The sequence below is a fragment of the Vogesella indigofera genome (assembly GCF_003633895.1).
Classification (GTDB): domain Bacteria; phylum Pseudomonadota; class Gammaproteobacteria; order Burkholderiales; family Chromobacteriaceae; genus Vogesella; species Vogesella indigofera.
This window is the reverse complement of sequence record NZ_RBID01000018.1, coordinates 1-14220: the sequence shown is the minus strand read 5'-3', so window position 1 is coordinate 14220 and position 14220 is coordinate 1. Positions and strand designations below refer to the sequence as shown.

The window sequence follows — 14220 nt, the reverse complement described above, 5'->3', positions numbered from 1 at the left end:
ACAATCGTAATGGCTCAAAAGTTGCAAGCGATTCGCGGCATGAATGATGTGCTGCCGGCCGAGTCGCACCAGTGGGAGTATTTTGAAAACACGCTACGCGGCTGGCTGGCAGACTACGGCTACCAGAATATCCGCACCCCGATCGTGGAAAGCACGCCACTGTTCGTGCGCTCCATCGGCGAAGTGACCGACATCGTCGAGAAGGAAATGTACTCCTTCACCGACAGCCTGAACGGCGATTCGCTGACGCTGCGCCCGGAAGGCACCGCCGGCACCCTGCGCGCGGTGGTCGAGCATAACCTGCTGTACAACACCACGCAGAAGCTGTGGTACATGGGCCCGATGTTCCGCCATGAGCGGCCGCAGAAAGGTCGCTACCGCCAGTTCCACCAGATCGGTGTCGAGGCGCTGGGCATGAACGGCCCGGACATCGACGCCGAGATCATCGCGATGACCGCCGAGCTGTGGCGTCGCCTGGGCCTGGCCGACAGCGTGCAGCTGGAAATCAACACCCTGGGCAACAAGGAAGAGCGTGCCGCGCATCGCGAGGCGCTGATCGCCTACCTGGAACAGCACGTCGCCATTCTGGATGAGGACGGCAAGCGCCGCATGTACAGCAACCCGCTGCGGGTGCTGGACACCAAGAATCCGGCATTGCAGGAGATGGCCAACGCCGCGCCGCGGCTGAGCGACTACCTCGGTGACGCCTCGCGCGCGCACTACGAGGGCTGGAAGGCGCTGATCGACGCGCTGGGCATCTCTTACGTGGAAAACCCGCGCCTGGTGCGCGGTCTGGACTACTACAACCAGTCGGTCTTCGAGTGGGTGACCACCGAGCTGGGCGCGCAGGGCACGGTGTGTGCCGGCGGTCGCTACGACGGCCTGATCGAGCAGCTGGGCGGCAAGCCGGCGCCGGGCATCGGTTTTGGCATGGGCATGGAGCGCGTGCTGCTGTTGCTGGCCGAAAAGGGTTTGTTGCCGGCACGTCGCAGCGTCGACGTGTTCATCGTCAACCAGGGGCAGGGCGCCACCGCCTACGCCATGCAGCTGGCCCAGTCGCTGCGCATGGCCGGCCTGAGCGTGATCCAGCACATGGGTGACGCCAGCTTCAAGTCGCAAATGAAAAAGGCCGATGGCAGCGGCGCCGCAGTGGCGCTGATCATCGGTGAAAACGAAGTGGCGACGGCACAGGTGGTGATCAAGCCATTGCGTGCCGACGCCGCGCAGGAAACCGTTGCCGCGGCCGACGTGGCCGCGGCGGTTTCCCGCTTCAAGTCTTGACGAGGGGGATGCATGGCTTTCGATTTGCAGGAACAGGAACAGATTGACTGGATCAAGACCTTCTGGGCACAGTGGGGCAAGCTGCTTTCCGCAGTCGTGCTGGCGGTGTTGCTGTCCTATCTGGGTTACAAGGGCTGGCAGATGTACCGCGCGGCGGAAAGCGCCAAGGCGGCCACCATCTATTCGCAGCTGGAACAGCAGGTGCAGGCCGGCACGCTCGACAAGGTCAAGGCCACCGCTGCCGCGCTGCAGAGCGCGCATCCCGGCTCCGCCTATGCCGCCAATGCGGCGCTGCTGGCGGCCAAGGCCGCCTTCGACAAGGGCGATCTCGCCTTTGCCCGCGCCCAGCTGAAGTGGCTGCTGGCCAGCGGCCAGCAGGACGAATCGTTGCAGGCGGTTGCCCGCCTGCGTCTGGCGACCGTGTTGCTCGACGAAAAGCAGTACGACGCGGCACTGGCCGAGCTGGCACAGGCGCATCCGGCCAGCTTTGACACGTTGTTCCTGGACCTGAAGGGTGATGTGCTGGTGGCGCGCGGCGATGTGTCCGGTGCCCGTGACAGCTACAAGGCCGCACTGGCCAAGGCGTCGCCGGATGCAACTTTGCGCGACTTTATCCAGACCAAGCTCGACTCCCTGGGAAATTGATCATGAAGCGACGTCTCATTTGTGCCGCCCTTGTTTTGCCGCTGCTGAGCGGCTGCGCCAGCTGGTTTGAAGGTTCGGTCGGTTTCGAGCCGACCCCGTTGCAGCCGCTTGCGCAGCAAAGCGCGCTGAAAGTGCAGTGGCAGGCCAGCGTGCCGGCGGCGGAGGGCGGCCTGTTCACGCCGTTCTACGACCAGGGTCTGCTGTGGGTGGCCGGTGGTGATGGCAAGGTCAGCGCCATCAACGTGCTGAACGGCAGCCAGAGTCGCTGGTTCGACTTCGAACAGAAGCTCAGCGCCGGTGTCGCCATCGCCGACAAGCTGATTTTTGCCGGCAACGACCAGGGCAAGCTGATTGCGGCCAACCTTGAGACCGGCAAGATCGTGTGGGAACAGACGCTGACCAGCGTGCTGGCCGAGCCGCCGCAGGTCGGCGGCAAGGCGGTGGTGACGCGCAGCAACGACGGTCGCATCAGCGCCTTCGACATCCAGAGCGGTCGCCAGTTGTGGACCGAATGGCAACCATTGCCGGCGCTGACCGTCAAACAGACCACGCCGCAGCTGAAGGTGGAAGGTGACGACGTGCTGCTGGTCGGCTCTGCCTCCGGCAAGCTGGCGGTGTATGCACTGGAACAGGGGCGCATGCTGTGGGAGGCGGTAGTCGCTTCGCCGCGTGGCGCCAGTGAACTGGAACGGGTGACTGACGTGGTCAGTCAGCCGGTTTTTGATGGCCGCCGCGTTTGCGCCGTGGCCTATCAGGGGCGGATCGGCTGCTTCGAGGCCCGTGGCGGCGAGCAGGCGTGGGCGCGCGAGCTGGCCAGCAGCCGCGGCCTGTCGATGGATGCCAAGGGCGTGTATTCCACTGCCGATGACGGCTCGATCTGGGCGTTCGACCCGGATACCGGCCGCAACCTGTGGAAACAGGACGCACTGCGTTATCGCAACGTGACCGCCCCGGTAAAGCTGGGTAATAACTTACTGGCAGTAGATGGCGAGGGCTATGCACATTTGCTCTCGCCTGTTGATGGACAAATCGTTGGCCGCAGCCAGCTGAAGGTGGAAGGAACCATTGCACGCCCGCTCGTGCTCGGCAATATTGCCTACGTTCTCGACACCAACGGCACCTTGTCGGCGGTCACACTCTAAAAGCAGTGCTGAATGAAACCGACTATTGCCCTGGTAGGGCGCCCCAATGTGGGCAAATCGACCCTGTTCAACCGTCTGACCCGTTCGCGCGATGCGCTGGTAGCGGATCAGCCGGGTCTTACCCGTGACCGTCACTACGGCCACGGCCGTGTCGGCAGCAAGCCGTACCTGGTGATCGATACCGGCGGCTTCGAGCCGGTGGTGGACGAGGGCATCCTGTTCGAGATGGCCAAGCAGACGCTGCAGGCCGTAGACGAGGCGGACGCCATCGTGTTCCTGGTGGATGGCCGTACCGGCATCACGCCGCAGGACAAGATCATCGCCAACCGCCTGCGCCGCAGCAACCAGCCGGTTTACCTGGTGGTGAACAAGGCCGAAGGCATGCGCAGTGCAGTCGCCACCGCCGAGTTCCACGAGCTGGCGCTGGGCGAGCCGCTGTCGATCTCCGCCTCGCACGGTGACGGCGTGCGCGAACTGATGGAGATGGTGCTGGAGCACTTCCCGGATGCCGAGGAAGAGCCGAAGGTCAACCATCCCAAGTTCGTCATCATCGGCCGCCCCAACGTCGGCAAGTCGACGCTGGTGAATGCTGTGCTGGGTGAAGATCGCGTGATCGCCTTTGACCAGGCCGGCACCACCCGCGACAGTATCTACATCGATTTCGAGCGCGAAGGCCGCCAGTACACCATCATCGACACCGCCGGCGTGCGTCGTCGCGGCAAGGTGGACGAGGCGATCGAGAAGTTCTCGGTGATCAAGACCATGCAGGCGATCGAAGACGCCAACGTGGCGGTGCTGGTACTGGATGCGCAGCTCGATATTTCCGAGCAGGACGCCACCATCGCCGGTTTTGCGCTGGAGGCCGGCCGGGCGCTGGTGGTCGCGGTGAACAAGTGGGACAACCTCGACAATCACCAGAAGGAAACCATCAAGCACGAGATCGCGCGCAAGCTCGGTTTCCTTGATTTCGCCAAGTTCCACTACATCTCGGCGCTGGAGCGCAAGGGGGTTGCCGACCTGTTCAAGTCGATCGACGACGCCTACCGCGCGGCCATGACCAAGCTGCAGACGCCGAAGCTGACCCGCATCCTGCAACTGGCCGTCGAGCGCCAGCTGCCACCGCGGACCGGTCCGATTCGTCCGAAGCTGCGCTACGCCCACCAGGGCGGCATGAACCCGCCGATCATCGTGGTGCACGGCAACGCGCTGAGCAAGATTCCGGACAGCTACACCCGTTATCTGGAAAACATGTTCCGTAAAGCTTTTCAGCTGCAAGGCACGCCGCTGCGGGTACAATACAAGTCCAATACCAACCCCTTTGAGAAGGAAGCAACAGGCACCAAGCCGAGTTTGCTGGTTCACAAGGGCCGAAAATAGTACGGCGGTTTTTTTTATGCTAAAAAGAGTCTTAGCGCCGCTTGCTAGTAACGAAATTACAATTCCACGAAATCGGAGAACAAAATGAGCTCTAAAGGGCAAATGCTACAAGACCCGTTCCTTAATATCCTGCGTAAGGAGCATGTGCCGGTTTCCATCTACCTCGTCAACGGTATCAAGTTGCAAGGCCAGATCGAGTCGTTCGACCAGTATGTGGTGCTGCTGAAAAACACGGTAACCCAGATGGTTTACAAGCATGCCATTTCTACCGTGGTGCCAGCGCGCCCGGTAAACATTCCGCATGACAATCACGGCGCCAAGTCCGACGCTGCCGACGCTTGAGTCACTGCCTGTTCCGCCTGAATGCCGGTCCGGCAAGCGATTGCCGACCGGTTTTCTCCCTCAGAAAGATCTTTCGTGTTTGATCGCCCGGATCTAGGAGACATCGCCGTACTGGTCTGTCTCGACTTTGGTGCGCCCGACTATGACGAGGGTGTACAGGAATGCGTTGACCTGGTGCGCAGTGCCGGTGTCACCGTTGCCGGTACCATCCATGGCAAACGCCAGCGTCCTGATGCCGCGCTGTTCGCCGGCAAAGGCAAGGTCGAGGAGATCGCCGCCCTGGTCAATGCGGTGGCGGCCAACGTGGTGATCTTCAATCACGCTCTGGGGCCCGGGCAGGAGCGCAATCTGGAGCGCGTGCTGCAGTGCCGCGTTGTCGATCGCGTCACCCTGATTCTGGATATCTTTGCCCAGCGCGCCCGCAGCCATGAAGGCAAGCTGCAGGTCGAACTGGCGCAGTTGTCCCACCTGTCGACCCGCCTCGTGCGCGGCTGGACCCACCTCGAGCGGCAAAAGGGGGGCATCGGCCTGCGCGGACCGGGCGAGACGCAGCTGGAAACCGACCGCCGCCTGCTCGGCTTGCGCGTGAAAATGCTGAAGGATCGTCTGGCTGCAGTTGCCCGCCAGCGCAAGACGCAGCGCCGCAGCCGCGAGCGCTCCGGATTGCAGTCGGTATCGATTGTCGGCTATACCAATGCAGGCAAGTCCACCTTGTTCAATGCGATGACCAAGGCGCAGGCCTATGCTGCGGATCAGCTGTTTGCGACACTGGATACCACCAGCCGCAAGCTGTACCTCAGCCCAGAGTTGTCCATCGTGCTGTCCGATACCGTGGGCTTCATCCGCGACCTGCCGCACTCGCTGGTGGCGGCGTTCCGCGCCACGCTGGAGGAAACGATCCAGGCCGACATGCTGCTGCATGTGGTCGACTCGGCGTCGCCGGACAAGGATCGCCAGATCGAGGAGGTGGACAAGGTGCTGGCCGAGATCGGTGCCAGCAGTACACCCCAGTTACTGGTGTGGAACAAGACCGACTTGCGCGGTTTGCCGCCGCAGATCGAACGCGGCGAACATGGCGAGCCGGTCGCGGTCCGCGTTTCGGCGCTGACCGGCGAAGGGCTGGAACTCTTGCGGCAGGCGATTGCCGAACGGCTGCACGGCTTTAATAATGACCATAACATAGAAGATCGAGACCGCTATGGCACAGAATGATCCTAACTGGGGTGGTAAACGTCCGAACGATGGCCCGCCGGATCTGGACGAAATTTTCCGCAAGCTGAACCAGCGCCTGTCGCGCCTGCTGGGTAATCGTGGTCCGGATGAAGAGCCGCCGGTTGGTAATGGCAACGGCAGCGGCGAGTCGCCACGCGGCATGCGCTTTGGCGCAGCCGGCGTGCTGGCGGCACTGGCCGGCCTGTGGCTGCTGAGCGGTTTCTACATCGTCGATGCCCGCGAACAGGGGGTGGTGCTGCGCATGGGCAGCTTCAACCGCACGACCGACTCCGGTCTGCAATGGCGCGCACCGTATCCGTTTGAAACGGTGGAGATCGTCAATCTGACCGAGGTGCGCAGCATCGAGGTCGGCTACCGTGGCAGTGCCAAGAACCGCATCAATGAAGAATCGCTGATGCTCACCGAAGACCAGAACATCATCGATGTGCAGCTGTCGGTGCAGTACGACGTCAAGGACGCGCGCGACTTCCTGTTCAACAACCTAGCTACCGAGGCGGATGCCCGCGACGTGGTGAAGCAGGCGACGGAAACGGCGATTCGCGAAGTGGTTGGCCGCAACAAGGTCGATTTTGTGCTCAACGAGGGTCGTGCCCAGATTGCGGCCGATACCCAGCGCATCATTCAGTCGATTCTGGATCGCTACAAGTTGGGCGTGCGCGTGGCCAAGGTCAACATCAACGGCGTGCAACCGCCGGAGCCGGTGCTGGCGGCGTTCGATGACGCGGTGAAGGCGGGCCAGGACAAGGAAAAGCTGCGTAACGACGGTGTCGCTTACGCCAACGACGTGGTGCCGAAGGCCAAGGGTATGGCCGCGCGCCTGCTGGAAGAGGCCGAGGGCTATCGCCAGAATGTGGTGGCCACCGCCGAGGGTGACGCCGCGCGTTTCAACAGCGTGCTGTCGGAATACGCCAAGGCGCCGAAGGTGATGCGTGACCGCCTGTACTTCGACATGATGCAACAGGTGATGAGCAATACCACCAAGGTGCTGGTTGACCAGAAGGGTGGCAACAACCTGCTGTACCTGCCGCTGGACAAGCTGATCCAGCAGTCCAGTGTCGCCGCGCCGTCGCTCCAGTCCGGCAGCGCTACACAGCCTGCCGAGGTGCCGCCGGTGGTGGCCCCCGTCGCGCCGTCTTCGTCCGGTTCCACCAGCCGCGATGTGACTCGCGGGCGTAACTAATAACAGGAGCCCCCATGGAGCGACTTCTTCCTTCTTTGATCGGTGTGGCAGTTCTGTTGCTGATTGCCTCATCGTCGCTGTTTACCGTAGACCAGCGCCAGTTCGCGATGGTGTTCCAGTTTGGCGAGGTGGTACGGGTCATCGAGCAGCCTGGTATCCAGTTCAAGGTGCCGGTGTTACAGAACGTGCGTTACTACGATCGCCGCATCCAGACGATCGATCCGGAAGAACCGGAGCTGTTCAACACCCGCGAAAAGAAAAACGTGCTGGTGGACAGTTTCGTCAAGTGGCGCGTGCGTGATGTCGAGCAGTTTTACAAGAGCGTCGGCGGCAACGAGCTGGCCGCAGTGGCTCGCCTGAAGCAAACCATCAACGATGGCCTGCGAGCCGAATTCGGCCAGAAGAGTGTTGCCGATGTCGTATCCGGCCAGCGCGACCAAGTCATGGAGGATGTCCGCAAGAAGGCCAACCTCGACGCGCAAAAAATTGGTATGGAAATTCTGGATGTGCGCTTAAAAAGAGTCGACTTTCCGGATAAAATCAGTGCTTCGGTTTTTGAACGGATGAACTCCGAGCGTCGCACCGTGGCCAGTCAGTTGCGCAGTGAAGGCGCGGCCGAGGCCGAGCGTATCCGTGCCGATGCCGACCGCCAGCGCGAAGTGCTGCTGGCCGAGGCCTATCGCAAGGCGCAGACGATGAAGGGCGAGGGCGATGCCCGTGCCGGCGCGATTTACGCACAGGCCTACGGCAAGAATCCGGAGTTCTACGCTTTCTGGCGCAGCATGGATGCCTACAAGCAGACGATGCGCAACAAGAGTGATGTGCTGGTGCTGGATCCGAGCTCCGAGTTCTTCAAGTACTTCAAGAGCACCAAGCCCGCGGCCAAGTAAGCGCGGGCAACGAGCCGGGGATAGACGGCAAGCTTATCAACAAGGCGGGATCGCGAATCCCGCCTTTTATTGTGTGTAGAGATAGATGCGTAATTGGCTGTTACCCGAATATGTTGCGGACATTCTGCCGGCCACCGCCCGTCAGGTTGAGTCTGCCAAGGCATCGATGCTTGAGCTGTTTCGTACCTCCGGCTACGAACTGGTCCTGCCGCCGCTGATTGAATACTACGATGCACTGGTGACCCCGGAAGACGGCGCGCTGGCGATCAAGACCTTCAAGCTGGATGACCATTTCTCCGGTCGCCAGCTGGGGCTGCGTGCCGACATCACGCCACAGGTGGCGCGTATCGATGCCCATCTGCTGTCGCAGCGCACCGGTGTGACCCGGCTGTGCTACGCAGGCAGCGTGGTGCATTCGCGCCCGGACGGCCTGATGAGCTCGCGCGAGCCGCTGCAGGTGGGGGCGGAACTGTACGGCTATGCCGGCATCGAGGCCGACCTGGAAATCATCCGGCTGATGCTGACCTCGCTGCGCCAGATTGGCGTTGAAGGTCTGCGCCTGGATGTCGGCCATATGGGCCTGTTCCGCGGTCTGGTGCAGGCCGCCGGTCTTGGTCATGAACTGTCTGCCGAGGTGTTCTCGGTACTGCAGGCCAAGGATCTGTCGACGCTGCGCGAGTTGCTGGTCGATGTTGCCGAGCCGTATCGCAGCGCCTTCCTCGCGCTGCCGGAGCTGTATGGATCGCGCGCGGTGCTGGACAAGGCGCGTACCCGCTTGCCGTCGCTGCCGGAAGTCGAACTCGGCCTGATGCAGTTGGCCGCGGTGGCGAACTCGCTGGAAGGCGAGGTCGAGCTCAACTTTGACCTCACCGAATTGCGCGGCACCCACTACCACAACGGTCTGATGTTTGCCGCCTACGCCCCTGGCTGGGCGGAAGAGCTGGCGCGTGGCGGCCGTTACGACAACGTTGGCCGCCGCTTCGGTCGTGCCCGTCCGGCGACCGGTTTCAGTCTCGACCTGCGCGACCTGATCCGTATCCTGCCGCAGAACGAAAGTGCCAAGGGAATCAAGCTTGCGGCCAACCTGTTGCCGCAAGCGACAATAAAAGTGGCCGAACTGCGTGCGCGCGGCGAGAAGGTCATTGTGGATTATCTGGGCGAGTCTGCTGCCGCCCTGAATTGTGATCGTGAACTGGTCAAGGCTGGTGAAAACTGGCAGCTTGTACCGTTTAAGTAATTTGATTTCTGAAGAGAAGAGGTTTACCAATGTCCAAGAATGTCGTCGTAATCGGCACCCAGTGGGGTGACGAGGGCAAGGGCAAGATTGTTGACTGGCTGACAGACCATGCTCGCGGTGTTGTCCGCTTCCAGGGTGGTCACAACGCTGGTCATACTCTGGTTGTGAATGGCAAGAAGACCGTGCTGCGCTTGATTCCATCGGGCATTCTGCGTGCCGGCGTCGAGTGCTTCATCGGCAACGGCGTAGTGCTGTCGCCGGAGGCGCTGCTCAAGGAAATCGACGAGCTGGAAACCGCCGGCGTCAATGTCGCCAGCCGCCTGAAGATCGCCGAAGCCTGCCCGTTGATCCTGCCATACCACGTGGCGCTGGATCTGGCACGCGAAGCGGCCAAGGGTGCCGGCAAGATCGGTACCACCGGTCGCGGCATCGGCCCGGCTTACGAAGACAAGGTGGCACGCCGCGCGCTACGCGTGATCGACCTGTTCGATCGCGAAGCCTTTGCCGCCAAGCTGAAGGAAAACGTCGACTACTACAACTTCCAGCTGACCGAGTACTTCAAGGTCGAGCCGGTAAGCTACGAAGCGATCCTGGAACAGACCATGCTGCTGGCCGAGCGCATCAAGCCGATGGTGGCCGATGTGTCGCGCACGCTGTACGACCTGAACCAGGCTGACGTACCGCTGCTGTTCGAAGGCGCGCAAGGCACGCTGCTGGACATCGACCACGGTACCTACCCGTTCGTGACCTCGTCCAACTGTGTGGCCGGTGCCGCTGCGCCTGGCGCCGGTGTGGCACCGCAGATGCTCAACTACGTGCTGGGTATCGTGAAGGGTTACACCACCCGTGTCGGTTCCGGCCCGTTCCCGACCGAGCAGGACAACGAGATCGGTGCCTTCCTGGCCAAGCGCGGTAACGAGTTCGGTTCGGTCACCGGTCGTCCGCGTCGCTGTGGCTGGTTCGATGCCGCGGCACTGAAGCGCTCGATCCAGATCAACGGTGTTTCCGGTTTGTGTGTGACCAAGCTGGACGTGATGGACGGCCTGGAAGAGATCAAGCTGTGTGTCGGCTACACCCTGGATGGCAAGCAGGTTGATATCCTGCCGTTCGGCTCCGATGCGGTAACCAAGTGCCAGCCGGTGTACGAGACGCTGCCAGGTTGGAGCGAGTCCACCTTCGGTACCAAGCGCTGGGAAGATCTGCCTGCCAATGCGCAAGCCTACCTGACCCGCATCGCCGAAGTGTGCGGCGCACCGGTGGACATCGTATCGACCGGCCCGGATCGCGAAGAGACCATCGTGCTGCGTCATCCTTACGGTCTGTAAGGTTGCATGCTTCATGCAAGAGCCCGCTTCGGCGGGCTTTTTTGCGTCTGCGGCAAACGGTGTGACGATTGGCAAAGGTTGGCCGCAGTGCCGGGCTCGGGTGCGGCAGCTACGTTGCAGTGTTGCGTGATGGTTGGCTACCCGCGTGCCAGCTGGGGATAGGGTAAGGCTTGTCGGGTGATGCGTGGCGCCAACGACGGCGGTGGGGGCGTGACCGGCTGGCCGGCGCGGGAGGGGAGGGCGATACGGATTGCTGCAGTTTTTGCTGTGCAAACGCAAAAACACCGTTGAGATATCTCAACGGTGTTTTTGTTTTGGTGCCCAAGAGAAGACTCGAACTTCCACACCCTTGCGGGCGCTAGGACCTGAACCTAGTGCGTCTACCAATTCCGCCACCTGGGCAAAACCTTTTGCTGCTTCTACTGCTTCAAGCAACAGCCCGTTTGCACGTGCTGCATTAATTCTGTTGGTGCCCAAGAGAAGACTCGAACTTCCACACCCTTGCGGGCGCTAGGACCTGAACCTAGTGCGTCTACCAATTCCGCCACCTGGGCCAACCAGATTTTTCAGCTATACATATTGCATCAATCAACTAAAGTTGAATGGTGCCCAAGAGAAGACTCGAACTTCCACACCCTTGCGGGCGCTAGGACCTGAACCTAGTGCGTCTACCAATTCCGCCACCTGGGCTATGCATTTGCTGTATCATCGTTTTCACTGCGTTGCAGCGGTAGCGATGAAGCCCTGCATTATAAGGACGTTTTTGGACGTGTCAATGGTTATTACTAAAAAATCTTCCCCTGAATCGGCTATTCGCCTGTCTGACCCATTCTTGGAGCGGGAAAAGTCCCAATATAACAATCCCTTGCCTAGTCGCGAGTTTGTTTTGCAAATTCTTGCGCAGCAGGGGGTGCCGATGCAATTTGGCGAGCTTGCCGCCGTACTGGAAATCACCGACGAAGAGCAGCCATTGTTCGAGCGCCGCTTGCGTGCGATGGAGCGAGCCGGACAAGTGCTGATCAATCGCAAGGGCGAGGTCTGTGTCGCCGACAAGCTGGATCTGCTGCCTTGCCGTGTTAGCGGCCACAAGGACGGCTTTGGCTTCGCGGTGCCGGATGGTGTCTCCGGCGAGGATATCTATCTGCCCGAGCGCGAGATGCGCAAGGCGATGCATGGCGACCATGTCATGGTGCGGCTGGCGGGTACCGATCGCCGCGGTCGCCGCGAAGGGCGCATTGTCGAGGTGCTGGAGCGGGCGCAGTCGACGCTGGTCGCCCGCGCCTATTTCGATCATGGTGTCGGCGTAGCCAAGGCCGAGGATCGCCGCATTGGCCAGGAGCTGCTGCTGGAGCCTGAAGGGCACGGTGGCGCCGGTCATGGCCAGGTGGTGATGCTGGAGATCGTTTCCTATCCCGACGAGCATCGCCCGGCAATCGCCAAGGTTATCGAAGTGCTGGGCAACTACGCCGACCCGGGCATGGAGATCGAGGTGGCGCTGCGCAAGCACGACCTGCCGCATGTGTTCTCCGATGCTGCACTGGCACAAGCGGCTGCGACACCGGCCAAGGTGCGCAAGAAGGATCTGGACAAATCGCGGGTTGACCTGCGCTCCTTGCCGCTGGTGACCATCGACGGTGAAACGGCGCGCGATTTCGACGATGCCGTTTTTGCCGAGCGTCAGGGCAAGGGCTTCCGGCTGGTGGTGGCGATTGCCGATGTCAGCCACTACGTGCAGCCGGGCGATGCGCTGGACGGCGATGCCGTGGCGCGTGGCACCTCGGTGTACTTCCCGCGGCGGGTGATTCCGATGCTGCCGGAGGCACTGTCGAATGGTATTTGTTCGCTGAATGCCAATGTCGATCGTCTGTGCATGGTGGCCGACATGCAGATTTCGGCAAAAGGCAAGATCAAGGGGTATCGCTTCTATCCGGCGGTGATGAACTCCAAGGCGCGGCTGACTTACACCCAGGTGTGGGATTGGCTGCAGAAGGGCAGTGACAGCCCCTTGTTGCCGCAATTGCAGACACTGCATCAGCTGTTCCAAGTGTTGTTGGCCGCGCGTACCCGCCGTGGTGCCATCGAGTTTGAAAGTGTCGAGACGCAGATGGTGTTTAACGAGCACGGCAAGATCGACAAGATCGTGCCGGTGACGCGTAATGACGCCCACCGTCTGATCGAGGAGTGCATGCTCGCGGCCAACGTTTGTGCGGCGGACATCCTGCTCAAGAACCGGCACAAGTGCCTGTTCCGCATTCACGAGGGGCCGACGCCGGAAAAACTGCTCAATCTGCGCAATTACCTGCGCCTGCTGGGACTGGCGCTGGGGGGGGAAGACAAGCCGACGCCCAAGGACTACGCAGATTTGGCGGAGAGGGTTGTCTTGCGTCCGGATGCGCCGGTGGTGCAGACCATGATGCTGCGTTCGATGCAGCAGGCGGTGTACGCGCCGGACAATGTCGGCCACTTCGGTCTGGCGTACGACGCCTATACCCACTTCACCTCCCCGATCCGCCGCTATCCCGATTTGCTGGTGCATCGTGCCATCAAGGCCGTGCTGGCCGGTGGCAAGTACAAGCCGGGCAAGTGGTTGGCACTGGGCGAGCATTGCTCGATGACGGAGCGCCGTGCCGATGACGCCAGTCGCGAAGTGCAGGCGTGGCTGAAAACTTACTATATGCAGGACAAGGTAGGCGAGGTGTTTAGCGGCAAGATCAGTGCGGTAACCGGCTTTGGTGTGTTCGTGTTGCTGGATGATCTCTATGTCGAGGGCCTGTTGCACATTTCCGAGCTGGGCAAGGACTACTTCCACTTCAAGAAAGAGCAGCAAGCCATTGTCGGCGAGAAGAGCGGGCTGCAATACCGGCTGGGCGATGCGGTGCAGGTGCGAGTGGTGCGGGCGAATCTGGAGACGGTACAGGTCGAGTTTGCTTTGGCAACCCGTAGTGTGCCGGCTGCTGGAGAGGAAAAAGCGCCAGCCAAGCGTAAGTCGTCGCGCAGTCGCTCTAAAGCAAAGCCGCCTGCGGTTATGGCGGCGGTAGAGGAGGTGTCCCCGCTTGCGGAAGAGGTGGCGCCGACTGAATCACAGCCGCCGGCGCCGACTCGTCGCCAGCCGGCACGCAATCGCAGGGCAAAGCCAGCTGTTACGCCGCAGGCGGTGGTGGCCGATGTGGTGCCGCCCGCTGAAACTCCGGAACCGGTTTCGACGTCAGTCATTGAGTCGACTCCGGAGCCGGTGGTTGTCGAGCGGGCAAAGCGCCCTCCACGTCGTCGTCGCACTCCGTAATTCACCATGTTTTGACTCGCAAAGGTTGGCCGCAAACATTGCGGCCAACCTTTTTCATTTTTCTTGGCGGCGGGGTGGCTATGGAATCAAGGACTTGCCGCTTTGGTGTCAAAAAGTCCGTTTGCGGGTGTTGACGCGGCTGGCGGATTTCGCTATAGTTCGCCTCCTCAGCTGACGCCGCAAACGAAACGCGACGCAGCACTGCTCTTTAACAGAACGAATAACCGATAGGTGTAAGTGTCTGGCTTAGCCAAATACTTGCACTGTCAAGATTCTGAGAAACGA

General features: G+C 61.2%; 11 protein-coding genes and 3 tRNA genes. 11 read left to right on the top strand and 3 right to left on the bottom strand.

From position 1 onward, the window contains the following. The first annotated feature begins 9 nt into the window (after nucleotides 1-9). The 10 genes from hisS to C8E02_RS14620 all read left to right on the top strand — a co-directional run bounded on the left by hisS (nucleotide 10) and on the right by C8E02_RS14620 (nucleotide 10652). Nucleotides 10-1281 (top strand): histidine--tRNA ligase, encoded by a 1272-nt coding sequence (gene hisS / locus C8E02_RS14665; RefSeq protein WP_120811944.1) that lies wholly within the window; start codon nucleotides 10-12, stop codon nucleotides 1279-1281. A gap of 12 nt (nucleotides 1282-1293) precedes the next feature. Next, nucleotides 1294-1926, top strand: coding sequence for a YfgM family protein (locus C8E02_RS14660; protein WP_120811941.1), 633 nt, complete (start codon nucleotides 1294-1296; stop codon nucleotides 1924-1926). Between the two features lie 2 nt (nucleotides 1927-1928). Next, the gene (gene bamB, locus C8E02_RS14655) at nucleotides 1929-3068 is read left to right on the top strand and encodes an outer membrane protein assembly factor BamB (RefSeq protein ID WP_120811939.1); all 1140 of its coding nucleotides are present in this window, start codon (nucleotides 1929-1931) and stop codon (nucleotides 3066-3068) included. Between the two features lie 12 nt (nucleotides 3069-3080). Next, nucleotides 3081-4445: a ribosome biogenesis GTPase Der gene (gene der, locus C8E02_RS14650; protein ID WP_047966111.1), complete on the top strand. Its 1365-nt coding sequence runs from the start codon at nucleotides 3081-3083 to the stop codon at nucleotides 4443-4445. Between the two features lie 84 nt (nucleotides 4446-4529). Next, entirely contained in the window at nucleotides 4530-4787 is a 258-nt protein-coding gene (gene hfq / locus C8E02_RS14645; protein WP_047966110.1) for an RNA chaperone Hfq, read from the top strand. Nucleotides 4788-4862: 75 nt separating this feature from the next. Further along, on the top strand, nucleotides 4863-5999 hold the full coding sequence (gene hflX, locus C8E02_RS14640; RefSeq protein WP_047966109.1) for a ribosome rescue GTPase HflX: 1137 nt from the start codon (nucleotides 4863-4865) through the stop codon (nucleotides 5997-5999). After that, complete coding sequence (gene hflK, locus C8E02_RS14635) at nucleotides 5986-7200, top strand: FtsH protease activity modulator HflK (RefSeq protein ID WP_120811937.1); 1215 nt, start codon at nucleotides 5986-5988, stop codon at nucleotides 7198-7200. The genes hflX and hflK overlap by 14 nt, the downstream gene beginning before the upstream one ends. Before the next feature lie 14 nt (nucleotides 7201-7214). Continuing rightward, complete coding sequence (gene hflC / locus C8E02_RS14630; RefSeq protein WP_047966107.1) at nucleotides 7215-8090, top strand: protease modulator HflC; 876 nt, start codon at nucleotides 7215-7217, stop codon at nucleotides 8088-8090. 85 nt (nucleotides 8091-8175) lie between these two features. Next, nucleotides 8176-9327, top strand: coding sequence for an ATP phosphoribosyltransferase regulatory subunit (locus C8E02_RS14625; protein ID WP_047966106.1), 1152 nt, complete (start codon nucleotides 8176-8178; stop codon nucleotides 9325-9327). Between the two features lie 29 nt (nucleotides 9328-9356). Then, complete coding sequence (locus C8E02_RS14620; protein ID WP_120811934.1) at nucleotides 9357-10652, top strand: adenylosuccinate synthase; 1296 nt, start codon at nucleotides 9357-9359, stop codon at nucleotides 10650-10652. Between the two features lie 315 nt (nucleotides 10653-10967). Here the strand turns inward: C8E02_RS14620 and C8E02_RS14615 are convergent. The 3 genes from C8E02_RS14615 to C8E02_RS14605 all read right to left on the bottom strand — a co-directional run bounded on the left by C8E02_RS14615 (nucleotide 10968) and on the right by C8E02_RS14605 (nucleotide 11342). After that, nucleotides 10968-11054 (bottom strand) — tRNA-Leu (locus C8E02_RS14615). 65 nt (nucleotides 11055-11119) lie between these two features. Beyond that, nucleotides 11120-11206, bottom strand: a tRNA-Leu gene (locus tag C8E02_RS14610). A gap of 49 nt (nucleotides 11207-11255) precedes the next feature. Continuing rightward, nucleotides 11256-11342 (bottom strand) — tRNA-Leu (locus C8E02_RS14605). An 85-nt stretch (nucleotides 11343-11427) separates the two neighbouring features. Between C8E02_RS14605 and rnr the strand changes: the two genes are divergently transcribed. Beyond that, the gene (gene rnr, locus C8E02_RS14600; protein WP_120811932.1) at nucleotides 11428-13935 is read left to right on the top strand and encodes a ribonuclease R; all 2508 of its coding nucleotides are present in this window, start codon (nucleotides 11428-11430) and stop codon (nucleotides 13933-13935) included. Nucleotides 13936-14220 lie beyond the last annotated feature (285 nt).

Bases quoted from the DNA above. Each gene is read 5' to 3' on its own strand.
- C8E02_RS14620 (WP_120811934.1), top strand. From the start codon at position 9,357: ATGTCCAAGAATGTCGTCGTAATCGGCACCCAGTGGGGTGACGAGGGC.
- bamB (WP_120811939.1), top strand. From the start codon at position 1,929: ATGAAGCGACGTCTCATTTGTGCCGCCCTTGTTTTGCCGCTGCTGAGC.
- rnr (WP_120811932.1), top strand. From the start codon at position 11,428: ATGGTTATTACTAAAAAATCTTCCCCTGAATCGGCTATTCGCCTGTCT.
- C8E02_RS14625 (WP_047966106.1), top strand. From the start codon at position 8,176: ATGCGTAATTGGCTGTTACCCGAATATGTTGCGGACATTCTGCCGGCC.
- C8E02_RS14660 (WP_120811941.1), top strand. From the start codon at position 1,294: ATGGCTTTCGATTTGCAGGAACAGGAACAGATTGACTGGATCAAGACC.
- hfq (WP_047966110.1), top strand. From the start codon at position 4,530: ATGAGCTCTAAAGGGCAAATGCTACAAGACCCGTTCCTTAATATCCTG.
- der (WP_047966111.1), top strand. From the start codon at position 3,081: ATGAAACCGACTATTGCCCTGGTAGGGCGCCCCAATGTGGGCAAATCG.
- hflK (WP_120811937.1), top strand. From the start codon at position 5,986: ATGGCACAGAATGATCCTAACTGGGGTGGTAAACGTCCGAACGATGGC.
- hisS (WP_120811944.1), top strand. From the start codon at position 10: ATGGCTCAAAAGTTGCAAGCGATTCGCGGCATGAATGATGTGCTGCCG.
- hflC (WP_047966107.1), top strand. From the start codon at position 7,215: ATGGAGCGACTTCTTCCTTCTTTGATCGGTGTGGCAGTTCTGTTGCTG.